The sequence below is a fragment of the Streptomyces pseudovenezuelae genome, assembly GCF_029892565.1.
Lineage (GTDB): Bacteria > Actinomycetota > Actinomycetes > Streptomycetales > Streptomycetaceae > Streptomyces > Streptomyces pseudovenezuelae_A.
The window spans coordinates 45,438-57,578 of record NZ_JARXVH010000019.1; the positions used below are offsets into that span (position 1 = coordinate 45,438).

The following is a 12,141-nucleotide window of genomic DNA, read 5'->3' on the forward strand; positions in this document are numbered from 1 at the left end:
CTCTTCGTCAAGTACCTCTGCATTAACCGAATGCCCGCTGCGGGCTGGGACAGTCCGTTCCGTTTTTCAACCACCGGTCAACGTCCGGTCAACGTCCGCCCGGGTGTGCCGGATGACGCCTGTTCACCCCCGCTCTTGCCATGTACGGTTCAACCGGCTGGTCGCGCAGGTGTCTTCCGGTCGTATTTCTACGCGCGCAGATGTGCTGTTTCTACGCGCGTAGTAACGGTCCCGCATCGCTCTCCCCCCATAGCCCCCAACTCCGCACGGAGGTAAGCCGGATGCTCGGACTCCCCAGGTCACGTCATAGACTCACCGCCGCTCTCGCGACGCTCGGCCTGCTCACCACGGGCGCCGCGGTCCAGGCCGCGGTCAGCGCCACCCCCGCCCACGCGGCCACCACGCACCGGATCCTGTTCGACGACGGTCACGCCGAAGAGGCAGGCAACGCCGACTGGATCATCTCCACCAGCAAGCCCGACCCGCTCTCCCAGGACTCCTCCCCGTCCGCCGAGACGGACTGGACCGGCGCCCTGTCCTCGTGGGGCGTAGCCCTGCAGAGGAACGGCAGTTACAGCCTGAAGACCGCCACCAGCGCGCTCACCTACGGCGGTTCGTCGACGACAGACCTGTCGAACTTCGACACGCTGGTCCTGCCCGAGCCAAACACCCTGTTCACGACCGCCGAGAAGACGGCGATCATGAACTTCGTGAAGGCCGGAGGCGGTCTGTTCATGATCTCCGACCACACGGGCGCCGACCGCAACAACGACGGCGAGGACGCGGTCGAGATCTTCAACGACCTGATGACCAACAACAGCGTCGACTCGACCGACCCGTTCGGCTTCTCCATCGACACCCTCGACATCAGCTCCGGCTACCCGGCCGCCATCAGTGACAGCACGAACCCGGTGCTGCACGGTTCCTTCGGCACGGTCACCAAGAGCCTGATCGCCGACGGCACCACGGCCACGCTGAAGCCCGCCGACAACTCCTCGGTCAAGGGCCTGCTCTACCGCTCCGGTTACTCCGGCAACACCGGCGCCTTCTTCGCGACCAGCACCTTCGGCAGCGGCCGCGTCGCCTTCTGGGGCGACACCTCACCGGTCGACGACGGCACCGGCCAGTCCGGCAACACCCTCTACGACGGCTGGAACGACACCGGCGCCACCAACGCGCCGCTCGCCCTCAACGCCACCGCCTGGCTCGCCGGTGAGGGCGACAGCGGTGGCGGTGACGACGGTGGCGGCGACGGCGGCACCTGCACCTCCGCCCAACTCCTCGGCAACCCCGGCTTCGAGTCCGGGGCCACCACCTGGAGCGGCAGCAGCGGCGTCATCACCAACTCCAGCAGCGAGGCCGCCCGCACCGGCTCCTACAAGGCCTGGCTCGACGGCTACGGATCGGCCCACACCGACACCCTGTCCCAGTCGGTGACCATTCCGTCCGGCTGCTCGGCCACCCTCAGCTTCTATCTGCACGTGGACACCGCGGAGACCACCACCAGCACCGCCTACGACAAACTGACGGTCACCGCCGGATCCACCACCCTGGCCACGTACTCCAACCTCAACGCGGCCTCCGGATACGTCCTCAAGAGCTTCGACGTCTCCTCCCTGGCCGGCACCACCTCCACCATCAAGTTCAGCGGCGTCGAGGGGTCCACCCTCCAGACGTCCTTCGTCATCGACGACACCGCGCTCAACGTGAGCTGAGCCGACCGGACGGTTCCGGCGGACCCGCCGGGACCGTCCGCTCCGGCGTGTTCCAGCCGGAGACCCGCACGTTCGGCGCCGACCCGTGCAGATCCGTCGTCCGGTAGGTGGCGGTCAAGGTCGTCGACTCGCCGGGCCACAGGCTCACTTGGTTGTCGGACCACCGCACCGGCAGCACCGGTGTGCCGTGGGCGTCGACCAGATGGACGTCCGTGAGCAGCGAAGGCGTCCTCCCCGTGCCCGTGTTGCGGATCGTGACGGTCGTGGTCGACGTGCCGTCCGCCGACACCGTGGCCCCCTGGGCCGACACCGGCGCCTGCGCCATCGAGCTGAGCCCCTTCAGATCGGCGTAGCTCGTCGTCGGCGTGTAGTACCAGTCGGTGTTGGCCCAGTCGAGCGTGTCGGGCTTGCCGGAGAGCCAGTACACGTTCCGGCTCACCTCCTTGCCGGACGCGTCGGTCAGCGTCAGCCGCACCAGGTACGTAGTCGACAGTCCGCTCACCGACGACGGCAGGGTGAGCGCGGTGCTGTGGGCGCCGTCGCCGGCGACCGTCACCCCGGTCACGCTCCTGTCGTACTTCTGGGTGCCGTCGGTGTTGAACAGGGTTGCCCGCGCGGTGAGTTGGCCCTCCGACGCGTGCCGGCTGTTCACCACGACGACCGAGCGGTCGTCGTAGGAGTACTGGATGTGCAGCGGCTCGCCCGCCTTCTTCGCGCCGAAGTAGGCGCCGCCCTGGTCGAGGTAACGGTCCATCAACTGCCAGTGCAGGGAGGTCCAGCCGCTGTTGAACATCCAGTACACGACACCGGTCGAGGGCTTGGAGATGTCGGTGGCGTTGCGGCCGTACGCCTCGAACTGGGCGCGGACGTTCTCGTACTGGGCGAGCTGGGCCTTGCGGACGTAGTCGGTCAGGCCGGTCGGGGCACCGTAGCGGCCGGTGAGGGCGTTGTCGTAGAGCTTGAGGGTGGCGAAGGTCGAGGACGGCGAGCGGTGGTACTGCTTGGCGTCCGGGTTCTTCCAGAGGGTGTCGAGTTCGGCCGGGGTCGTCATGCGGCGCAGGGTGTCGAGGGTGGGGATGTCCGGGCCCGCGCTGGTCTCGGAGTTGAAGCCGGTGGCGCCGCCCTCGCGTTTGGCGTACCAGTAGTTCGGCGGGATCCAGTCGTAGGGACCGGTCATCTTCATGCCCGAACTACCGCTCACCGGCGAGGACTTGGCGGAGGCCGCGGCGACGACCGGGGTCCGCCAGTCGGCGGCCTTCAGTGCGTCGAGGTAGGTCTTCTCGATGGTCGCGTCGGGGGCGAAGTCACTGCCGATGAGGAACGAGATGACGCTCGGGTGGTCGCGCAGCCGGGCGGCCTCGGCGGCCATCGACGCCTTGGCGACCGGGTAGTCGGCGGCGGTCCACGGGTCGCCCCGCTCGTCGCCGTTGACCTGGCCCTCCCACTTGTCGCAGCACTCCCAGCCGGGGAGGGTGAGGATGCCGTAGCGGTCGGCGAGGTCGAAGAACTCGTCCGGCTCGATGTGCCCTTCGAGGCGGATGGTGTTCAGGCCCAGGTCGAGGGCGTACTTGAGACGGTCCTCGACGTAGGTCCGGTCCCAGCGCAGGAACTCGTCCGGTGACCAACCGCCGCCCTTGATCAGCAGCTTGCGGCCGTTGATCCGGTACTGGCGGGCGCCGTCGGAGTTGAGCGGAGCCTGTACGTCGCGGATGCCGAAGGTCTGGTGAGCGGTGTCGGAGGCGGTGCCCGAGACGGAGGCGGTCAAGTCGAGGCTGTAGAGCGGCTGTTCCCCCATGGCTGCCGGCCACCACACCTTCGGGGAGGTCAGGTGGAGGCCCGGGACCTCGGAGGGGGTGAAGGTGACGGTCTTCGTCTCGTGCGCGGAGAGGGACACCGTCTTCTCGAAGGACGTACCGCCGATGGTGCCCGCGACCTTCGTCGTGACGGGCGCGTCCGAGTCGTTGCGGGCCTGCGCCTTGACCGTCAGGTCGGCGGTCGCCAGTGACGGGACGGCCAGGTCGGTCACCACGTGCGCGTCGCGCAGCGCGACCGGTCCGCCGCGGCGTACGAGGACGTCTCGGACGATGCCCATGTTCTCGTCGGGCGGCGGCTGGAGCCAGTCGATCCAGCCCATGGTCAGGTTCTTGTTCGGGTCGTTGGGCTGGATACGGAAGGCGACCGTGTTGGTGCCGGAGCGGACGAGCGAGGTCACGTCCAACTCGTGCCGCGTGTAGGCCCCGGTGACGTCCTTGGCCGTGGCGACCTGCTTGCCGTTGACGTACACGTCGGCCGCCGAGATCACCCCGCTGAAGTCGAGGTACGTGCGCTCGGAGGTGTCGGCGACGGTGAAGTCGGAGCGGTACCACCAGGGGACCTGGAAGTCGGCCTTCGGGATCTTCTGCTGATTGGTCGAGTAGAAGGGGTCGGCGTACAGGCCGTCGGCCAGCAGGGCGGCGAGGACGGTGGAGCGCGACCCGGCCGGGTGCCAGCCGCTCGCGGGGTAACCGGGGGAGGAGACCGTGGCCGGCGGGTCGCTCACCTTGGCGGTCGACTGGATCGCGTAGCCGGAGAGGGGGGTCGCGCTGCCGGCCTTGGCGGAGACGTGGGTGGTGCGGATGTGGGGGGCACTCTCCTGCGGTTCGGTCCACGCACTCGTCGAGAGGGAGCCGAGCAGGGTGAGGGCGAGGGCGGTCGTGGCGAGCGGGCGGCGTCCGGCGGTGGGGCGACGGAACACGGGGGTCTCCAAGCCGTCATCAGGTTCAGGGCCGTCGTCAAGTTAGGAAACTTTACTAACTCGGCTCAAAGTAGGGCGGCGCATGAGCCGTGTCAATCACCGGGGCCCTCGGGGGAGTTGCTCAGGATGCGGCCGAGCGGCGCTCGAAAACCATGTCCCGTGCGCTCCCCAGTGCGGTCGCCACCGCGCCCAACAGGACCGCGTCCTCGCCCAGTCGGCTGGGCACCACCTTGGGCCGCAGCGGGGTGAGTGCCCGCAGTTGCTCCCGCACCGGACGCAGTAGCAGGTCGACGCTGTGGCCCACCCCGCCGCCCAGCACCACGAGGTCGGGGTCGAGCACCGCGGCCGCCGCCGCGACCGTGTGGGCGATCCGCTCGCCCTCCAGCTGAACCGCCTTCACCGCGGCCGGGTTTCCGTGCCGCGCCGCGTCGAACACGGCCTTGGCCGTCAGCTGCCCGCTCATCCCGAAGGTGCGCGCCGCCTCGACGACGGCCACCCCCGACACCGCGTCCTCCAGCGTCTCGGGCTTCTGCTGCCCGGGCCACGGCAGGAAGCCGATCTCGCCGGCCAGCCCGTGCGCCCCGGTGAACAGCTTGCCCTCGGCCACGACGCCCATCCCGAGACCGGTGCCGATCAGGATGTACGCGAACAGCCGACTGCCCGCACCGACGCCGTAGGTGTACTCGCCGAGCGCCGCCAGATTGGCGTCGTTGTGCACCTCCAGCGGGATGCCCAGTTCCTCGCCCATCCGGTCGATCAGGCCCGCGCGGCCCCACCCCGGCAGATGCATCGCGTACCGCACCCGCCGCCGCTTCTCGTCGTACACGCCCGGCGTGCCCACCACCCCGTGCACCACCTCGGCCGGGTCGACGCCGGAACTCGCGACGATCTGGCGGGCCGCGCCGACGACCAGGTCGGCCATGGCGCCGGAGCTGCGGGCGCGGTTGCGGACGTCGGTGCGGGCGATCACCGATCCGTCGAGGTCGGCCACGGCCACGCGCAGCCAGCTGCGGCCGACATCGACCCCGAGCGCGTATCCGGCGGCCGGGTCGGGGGCGTACAGCACGGCCGTACGACCGCGCTCGGGCGCGTGTGTTCCGACCTCGTGCACCAGGCCTGCCGCCGCCAGCGCGGCCAGCGCGCTGGAGACGGTCGGCTTGGACAGGCCTGTATCGCGGGCGAGTTGGGCGCGCGAGGCGGCGCCCGCGGAGCGCAGTCGGTCAAGGAGCAGCCGCTCGTTGGTGCTGCGCAGCCGCTGCCGGTTCCACGGCTGTTCCGGCTGCTCTACGACGTCGCTGGCGGGCATCGCACCATTCTCACGCATAGGGGACTACCTCTTGACGCATCAAGTAAGGCTCCTTAACTTTATCGCCCAGTCAGCCCCGCCGGGCAGCCGAAAGGGAGACCGGCGTCGGCCGGTCACCCGCCGCCTCCAGTCCGTCGGCCGTCACCGCACGGCCGGCCCGCCGTACTCCGCCTCCCCGCGCCCACCTCCAGGAGTCCCCATGTCCGGTAGCCCGCCACCTTCCGGTGGCTTCGTCCGGCGCGTCGGCCTGTTCCAGGCCACCGCCATCAACATGAGCCAGATGTGCGGCATCGGCCCGTTCGTGACGATCCCGCTGATGGTCGCCGCGTTCGGCGGCCCGCAGGCGGTGATCGGCTTCGTCGCCGGCGCCGTCCTCGCGCTTGCCGACGGCCTCGTCTGGGCCGAAATGGGCTCCTCGATGCCCGGCTCGGGCGGCAGTTATGTCTATCTCCGCCAGGCCTTCCAGTACCGCACGGGCCGGCTGATGCCGTTCCTGTTCGTGTGGACGGCGATGCTCTTCATCCCGCTGATCATGTCCACGGGCGTGGTCGGATTCGTCCAGTACCTCGGCTACCTGGCACCGGATCTGGGGCAGACCGGCGGCGACCTGATCGGCCTCGGCGTCATCGCCCTGGTCGTGCTCCTGCTGTGGCGCGGCATCGAGCACATCGCGCGCATCACCGCCGTGATGTGGGCCGTGATGATCACGTCGGTGCTCCTGGTCATCGTCGCCGCGGCCTCGGACTTCAGCGCGCACCTCGCCTTCACCTACCCGGCGCACGCCTTCGACCTGATGAGCGACCACTTCTGGCTGGGCTTCGCCGCGGGTCTGACCATCGGCATCTACGACTACCTGGGCTACAATACGACCGCCTACATGGGCGCCGAGATCAAGGACCCCGGCCGCAACCTGCCCCGGTCCATCCTCTTCTCGATCGCCGGCATCATGGTGATCTACCTGCTCCTGCAGATCGGCACGCTGGGCGTCATCGACTGGCACCGCATGACCGACCCGGCCGACATCGCGTCCACCTCGGTCGCCTCGGCGGTCCTTGAGGAGACCTGGGGCAAGGGCGCCGCCGACACGGTGACGGTCCTGATCCTGATCACGGCGTTCGCCTCCGTCTTCACCGGCCTGCTGGGCGGCTCGCGCGTGCCCTACGACGCGGCCCGCGACCGGGTCTTCTTCCGGCCGTACGCGAAGCTGCACCCCAAGCACCGCTTCCCGATGCTGGGCCTGGCCACCATGGGCGTGATCACCGCGATCGGCTTCCTGATCGGCCGCCACACCGACCTCGCGACCCTGATCCAGCTCCTCACCACGGTGATGGTGATCGTCCAGGCACTGGCCCAGATCATCGCGCTCACCGTGCTCCGCCGACGCCAGCCGACCCTGCGCCGCCCCTACCGCATGTGGCTCTACCCGGTGCCGAGCATCGTCGCGTTCATCGGCTGGTGCGTGATCTACGGCTACGCCGACCGCAACTCCCCGGGCCGCCATCCCATCGAATGGTCCCTGGCCTGGCTCGCCCTCGGATGCGCCGCGTTCTTCCTGTGGGCGCGGTTCGAGAAGGTCTGGCCGTTCGGCCCGAAGGAGATCAGCGAGGAGTACGTCACCGCGCCGGCCCCGGACGCGGAACCCGCGGGCACCTGACCACACGCTAGAATCCCTGCCACCTCAGAAAGCCTCCCCGGCACCGTCCGCCGGGGAGGCTTTCTGCGTGCCCGCCCGCATTCCCGGCCAACGCCCCTTTCCTGCAAGGGAGTTCCATGCCAGCCGTATCCGTGCGCCCCGCCACTCCCGACGACCGCACCGTCATCGAACGCCTCTGGCTGATGTTCCGCCACGACCTGTCCGGGATGCGCGGTGTCCTGCCCGACCCGGACGGCACCTTCCGCGCCGAACGCGTCAACTCGGCGCTCACCGAACCGGGTTGGGCGCCGTACCTGTTCCTGAGCGGCGACCGCCCCGTCGGCTTCGCGTTCGTACGCGGCCTGGACAGCGCGACACGCGTACTGAACAGCTTCTTCGTGGTGCGCGGCGCACGCCGTTCGGGCATCGGCCTGCGCGCCGTCCTGGAGATCGTCGCCCGGCATCCGGGCGCCTGGGAGATCGCCTTCCAGCATGACAACCCACCGGCGGTCCGCTTCTGGCGCCGGGTCGCCACGGAGGTCGCGGGCGACGCGTGGCACGAGGAGGCCAGGCCGGTACCGGATCGGCCAGAGCTGCCGGCGGACCTGTGGATCTCGTTCCGAACGGATGGGGAGAGGGGCGGGGGCGAGACGGTGCTCAGTGGTGGCGCCGTGAACCGAGTGGTCCGGGTCGGGGCCACAGTGCGCCGCACCATCTCCGACAGATCGGACTACGTCCGTGACGTGCTCGCCCTGTTCGAGCGGCACGGCTGGCAGGGGGCGCCCCGCCACCTCGGTACGGACGATCAGGACCGGGAGATCCTCGACCACATCGAGGGGCGGCCGGCGGTGAGTGCGCGGGAACGGGAGGCGGCCCGCACCGATGCCGGTCTGGCCGAAGTCGCGCGGCTGGTACGGGAGTTCCACGACCTGACGGCCGGTGCGGACTTGGCGGCGGGCGGGGAGGTCGTGTGCCACAACGACCTCGCGCCCAAGAACACGGTGTACGCCGTCGACGGCGACCGATGGCGGCCGCTCGCCTTCATCGACTGGGACCTCGCGGCGCCCGGCGAACGCGTCCACGACGTCGCCCACCTCTGCTGGCAGTACCTGGACCTCGGCCCGGGCGTGACGGACGTGCCCGAGGCGGCACGCCGGATCGGGCTGATCTGCGACGCGTACGGGCTCACCGGCCGGGATCGGCTGCTCGACGCGGTTCTGTGGTGGCAGGACCGGTGTTGGCGGGGGATCGAGGCGGGGGCCGACCACGGGGAGCCGGCCATGGTGGGGCTGCGCGCGGATGGGGCCGTGGCGGAGGTGAAGGGCGCCTATGAGTGGGTGGCCGCGCATCGGCGGGAGCTGGCGGCGTTCGTCGAGTGATGCCCGCTGACCTGCGTAGATGCCATCCCGCATTGACATGCAAGTAATTGCCTGCATAACGTTGAGTGTGCGATCCGAGAGTGACTCAGGGATGGACAAGGTCTTCAAGGCGCTGGCCGACGAGACGCGCCGGCGGCTGCTCGACCGGCTGCACGAGCAGAACGGCCAGACACTGGGTGAGCTGTGCGAGCGCATCGACATGACGCGCCAGTCGGTCACCCAACATCTGGCAGTCCTGGAGGCCGCCAACCTGGTCAGCGTGGTGCGGCGGGGACGGGAGAGGCTGCACTACCTCAATCCGGTCCCGCTCCACGAGATCCAGGAGCGGTGGATCGACAAGTTCGAGCGCCCGCGCCTGAGCGTGCTGAGCGCCGTGAAACGACGAGCCGAGGAAGCCATGACCGACAAGCCCACATTCGTCTACGTCACCTACATCCGCAGCACACCCGAGAAGGTCTGGGACGCGCTCACCGACGCGGACCTGACCGCCGTCTACTGGGGTCACCGCAACGTCTCGGACTGGCGCCCGGGCTCACGCTGGGAACACGTCCGCCTCGACGGCTCCGGCATCGCCGACGTGGTCGGCTCCGTCGTGGAGAGCGAGCGGCCGACCCGTCTGGTCACCACCTGGGGCGCGCCGGAGAACGAGGGGCGGGAGGACAGGTTCTCCCGCGTGACCTTCGACATCCAGCCGCACGAGGACATCGTCCGCCTCACCGTGACCCACGAGGACCTCAACGACCAGGGCGAGCTCGCCGACGTGTCGGGCGGCTGGCCTGCGGTGCTGTCCAACCTCAAGTCGCTGCTGGAGACGGGCAGCCCGCTCCCGCAGGAGCCGTGGCTGGTCCCGGGGCACTGAGAGGGCGCCCGGGGGAGGCGCTCGCGAGAGGTGCGAACGTCGGCGCGGTCGGTCCGCGCGGAACGCGGACCGACCGCCCTGTCGTCCCGTCCTTTCGCGCTACGCCTTGGGGGCGCTCCTCGCCGCCGCGACGGCGCACAGCATGCCCAGGACCACGGCCAGCGCGCCGATGATGATGTTGTTCAGCACGACGCCGGTGTCCGGGCTGTCGCCGACGATCCACGGCGAGACGATCATCCACACGCCCAGCGCGCACATGGCCCAGCTCAGGCCGTACATCCGCGCCGGAGCGGCGGTGAACCCGAGCCCCAGCAGGCCGATCGCGATGCCCACGATCAGGTTGTGGGTCACGAGGGCGGGCTGGCTCGTCGTGTAGTGGAGTATCCAGGGGGATACGGCGCAGTAGAGGCCGAGCAGGAACACCGGGCCGTCCATGAGCGCCACATCGCGACCACCGAGCATGTGGGCGTACCGTGCCCGCATTTCGGAAACATCAGGGTGGCTGGTGATGTCACCTCTGGTGTGCGAGACGTTGGCCATGACTCGTCTCCTTTGACTTGCAGGCCTGACCGCGGCTGATGCGGTCTGCGGACAAGTGCCGCGTACAGCCATTCTGCTCTTATTTAACCTTTATGTGTAGTTATGGAGCGATAAGGGCTTCGCTGCCCTGTTCCCTCAGTCGAGGGCGCGGGCCTGCCGGAAGCGGGCGAGGCCCTCCGCGAGGCCGACGACGGGGTCCGGGTAGTCGCCGATCGCGGCGCGGTCGAGCCCGCGCAGCTTCCACGGCTCGTGCACCGACGCGCCTTCGAGCGGGGCGAGTTCGGGCACCCAGCGCCGGACGTACGCGCCGTCGGGGTCGTAACGCTTCGCCTGGGTCACCGGATTGAGGACCCGGTTGGGGCGGGAGTCCGTGCCGGTGCCGGCCATCCACTGCCAGTTGAGCTGGTTGTTCGCCACATCGCCGTCCACCAGCAGATCGAGGAAGTGGCGGGCGCCCACGCGCCAGTCGACGTACAGCGTCTTGGTGAGGAAGCTCCCGGTCAGCAGCCGGCCGCGGTTGTGCATCCAGCCCTCGTGGCGCAGTTGGCGCATCGCCGCGTCGATCACCGGGTAGCCCGTACGCCCCTCCTGCCAGGCCTCGATGTCCTCGCGGGCCGCGTGCTCCGTACGCCACAGGTCCCCCTTCGTCCGGTAGTCGGCGAGGGCGGCCTCGGGGCGGGCCGCCAGGACCTGGCGGTGGAAGTCGCGCCAGGCGAGCTGCCGCACGAAGGACTCCGCTCCCGGTCCGCCGGCCCGGCGCGCCCGGTGGACGAGTTCCACGGGGGAGACGGTGCCGAAGTGCAGGTGCGGGGAGAGGCGGGAGGTGGCGTCGCCCGCCAGGTCGTCGCGGCGGTCCTCGTACGCGGCGAGGCCCCCGCGCAGCCAGGCCGTGACCAGCCTGCGGCCCGCCACCTCCCCGCCGGGACACAGAGCCGGCGAGAGCCCCGACAGGTCGGCGCGGGAGGGCAGCGGCTCGGATCCGACGCCCTCCGGGACCCCCACCCTGCGCGGCGCGGCGAGGGGAGTGCGCTGCGGATGTCCCGACCAGTGGCGGAAGTACGGCGTGAACACCGCGAAGTGGTCCGAGGCGGCGGGCGTCACCGCGCCCGGCGCGACGACCGTCGTCACCGTGTCGTGCACGCACAGCCGCCGCCCCACCGACTCCAGCGCCCGCCGCAGCCGTCCTTCGCGCAGTTGCGCATAGGCGCTGACGTCGGCCGCCATGTGCACCTCGTCGGCGTCCGTCTCGGCGGCCACCTTGCACACCTCGTCCACCACGTCGCCGGAGCGGATCACCAGCCGGCCGCCACGCTCACGCAGACCGGCGTCGAGATCGTGCAGACAGTCGGCGAGGAACGCCAGCCGGTTGGGCGCGGCGAACCCGGCGCCGGCCACGCCCTGGTCGCGCACGAACAGGGGCACCACCTGACGGTCCTCGCCCGCGGCCCGCAGCGGCGGGTGGTCGTGCAGGCGCAGGTCGGAGGTGAACAGGACGACCGAGACGTTCATGGTGCGGGCTCCGGAGGGAGAGGGACGGCGGACCGTGAGTGTTGCCGGTCCGGTGTGGGCGACGGACGCGGACACCGACCTGCCGGTGCGCGGTTCCCTCGGGAGGGTGACGGGCGCGGGCGGCTCCGGCCACTCACCCGACTTGTCCAGGTGGTTCCCTCCGCTCACCTGACATGTCCGTGCACATCGCGGGCAAGCGGTCACTACGACGAAGGTCGTGGCGCATCGCAGAACGAACGATGGAGGTGTCTGCCGCTATGGGGGCCAAGGTGTTGGATCGATTTCCAGCGGGAGGTCCGCGCGGTTCGTGGCCAGCGGAGGAGTACGCGGCGCAGCGCCGTGCCGCAGGGGTACCCGCGACGGTCGTGATGGATCTGAAGTCGGACGCGTTTCTCGTGGTGGTCCCGGTAGGCGACGACGACTGACCCCGGGCCGGAGCGGCGTCCGACCGGGGTCGGTTCCGCTC

Annotated in this window: 9 protein-coding genes and 1 pseudogene; 6 read left to right on the forward strand and 4 right to left on the reverse strand. The window is 70.0% G+C overall.

Annotated features, from left to right (window positions below; all coding sequences use genetic code 11):
- Window positions 1-281 precede the first annotated feature (281 nt).
- Window positions 282-1,715, forward strand: coding sequence for a hydrolase (locus tag M2283_RS40835; protein WP_280881618.1), 1,434 nt, complete (start codon window positions 282-284; stop codon window positions 1,713-1,715).
- Here M2283_RS40835 and M2283_RS40840 read toward each other — a convergent pair.
- Both M2283_RS40840 and M2283_RS40845 read right to left on the reverse strand, forming a co-directional pair.
- Entirely contained in the window at window positions 1,702-4,449 is a 2,748-nt protein-coding gene (locus tag M2283_RS40840) for a glycoside hydrolase family 2 protein (RefSeq protein ID WP_280881619.1), read from the reverse strand. The genes M2283_RS40835 and M2283_RS40840 overlap by 14 nt on opposite strands.
- A gap of 121 nt (window positions 4,450-4,570) precedes the next feature.
- Complete coding sequence (locus tag M2283_RS40845) at window positions 4,571-5,755, reverse strand: ROK family protein (RefSeq protein WP_280881620.1); 1,185 nt, start codon at window positions 5,753-5,755, stop codon at window positions 4,571-4,573.
- A 199-nt stretch (window positions 5,756-5,954) separates the two neighbouring features.
- Here M2283_RS40845 and M2283_RS40850 point away from each other — a divergent pair, with 199 nt between their 5' ends.
- The 4 genes and pseudogenes from M2283_RS40850 to M2283_RS40865 all read left to right on the forward strand — a co-directional run bounded on the left by M2283_RS40850 (window position 5,955) and on the right by M2283_RS40865 (window position 9,626).
- Entirely contained in the window at window positions 5,955-7,409 is a 1,455-nt protein-coding gene (locus M2283_RS40850) for an APC family permease (RefSeq protein ID WP_280881621.1), read from the forward strand.
- A gap of 116 nt (window positions 7,410-7,525) precedes the next feature.
- Window positions 7,526-8,026 (forward strand): annotated as a pseudogene (locus M2283_RS40855) (GNAT family N-acetyltransferase); the annotation flags it as partial.
- Between the two features lie 210 nt (window positions 8,027-8,236).
- Window positions 8,237-8,767 carry a phosphotransferase family protein gene (locus M2283_RS40860; protein ID WP_280881726.1) on the forward strand — a complete coding sequence of 177 codons (531 nt, stop codon included), beginning with the start codon at window positions 8,237-8,239 and terminating at the stop codon, window positions 8,765-8,767.
- A 91-nt stretch (window positions 8,768-8,858) separates the two neighbouring features.
- Window positions 8,859-9,626, forward strand: coding sequence for an ArsR/SmtB family transcription factor (locus M2283_RS40865; RefSeq protein ID WP_280881622.1), 768 nt, complete (start codon window positions 8,859-8,861; stop codon window positions 9,624-9,626).
- Between the two features lie 99 nt (window positions 9,627-9,725).
- On the opposite strand, the gene M2283_RS40870 is transcribed toward M2283_RS40865, so the two are convergent.
- Both M2283_RS40870 and M2283_RS40875 read right to left on the reverse strand, forming a co-directional pair.
- Window positions 9,726-10,166: an SPW repeat protein gene (locus M2283_RS40870; RefSeq protein WP_280881623.1), complete on the reverse strand. Its 441-nt coding sequence runs from the start codon at window positions 10,164-10,166 to the stop codon at window positions 9,726-9,728.
- A 135-nt stretch (window positions 10,167-10,301) separates the two neighbouring features.
- Window positions 10,302-11,675, reverse strand: a complete 1,374-nt coding sequence (locus M2283_RS40875) for a cryptochrome/photolyase family protein (protein WP_280881727.1) — start codon at window positions 11,673-11,675, stop codon at window positions 10,302-10,304.
- A gap of 239 nt (window positions 11,676-11,914) precedes the next feature.
- On the opposite strand from M2283_RS40875, the gene M2283_RS40880 reads away from it, so the two are divergent.
- A complete protein-coding gene (locus M2283_RS40880) occupies window positions 11,915-12,100 on the forward strand; it encodes a hypothetical protein (protein ID WP_280881729.1) in 186 nt (61 codons plus the stop codon).
- Window positions 12,101-12,141: the final 41 nt, after the last annotated feature.

Bases quoted from the DNA above. Each gene is read 5' to 3' on its own strand.
- M2283_RS40835 (WP_280881618.1), top strand. From the start codon at position 282: ATGCTCGGACTCCCCAGGTCACGTCATAGACTCACCGCCGCTCTCGCG.
- M2283_RS40845 (WP_280881620.1), bottom strand. From the start codon at position 5,755: ATGCCCGCCAGCGACGTCGTAGAGCAGCCGGAACAGCCGTGGAACCGG.
- M2283_RS40850 (WP_280881621.1), top strand. From the start codon at position 5,955: ATGTCCGGTAGCCCGCCACCTTCCGGTGGCTTCGTCCGGCGCGTCGGC.
- M2283_RS40865 (WP_280881622.1), top strand. From the start codon at position 8,859: ATGGACAAGGTCTTCAAGGCGCTGGCCGACGAGACGCGCCGGCGGCTG.
- M2283_RS40870 (WP_280881623.1), bottom strand. From the start codon at position 10,166: ATGGCCAACGTCTCGCACACCAGAGGTGACATCACCAGCCACCCTGAT.
- M2283_RS40875 (WP_280881727.1), bottom strand. From the start codon at position 11,675: ATGAACGTCTCGGTCGTCCTGTTCACCTCCGACCTGCGCCTGCACGAC.
- M2283_RS40880 (WP_280881729.1), top strand. From the start codon at position 11,915: ATGGAGGTGTCTGCCGCTATGGGGGCCAAGGTGTTGGATCGATTTCCA.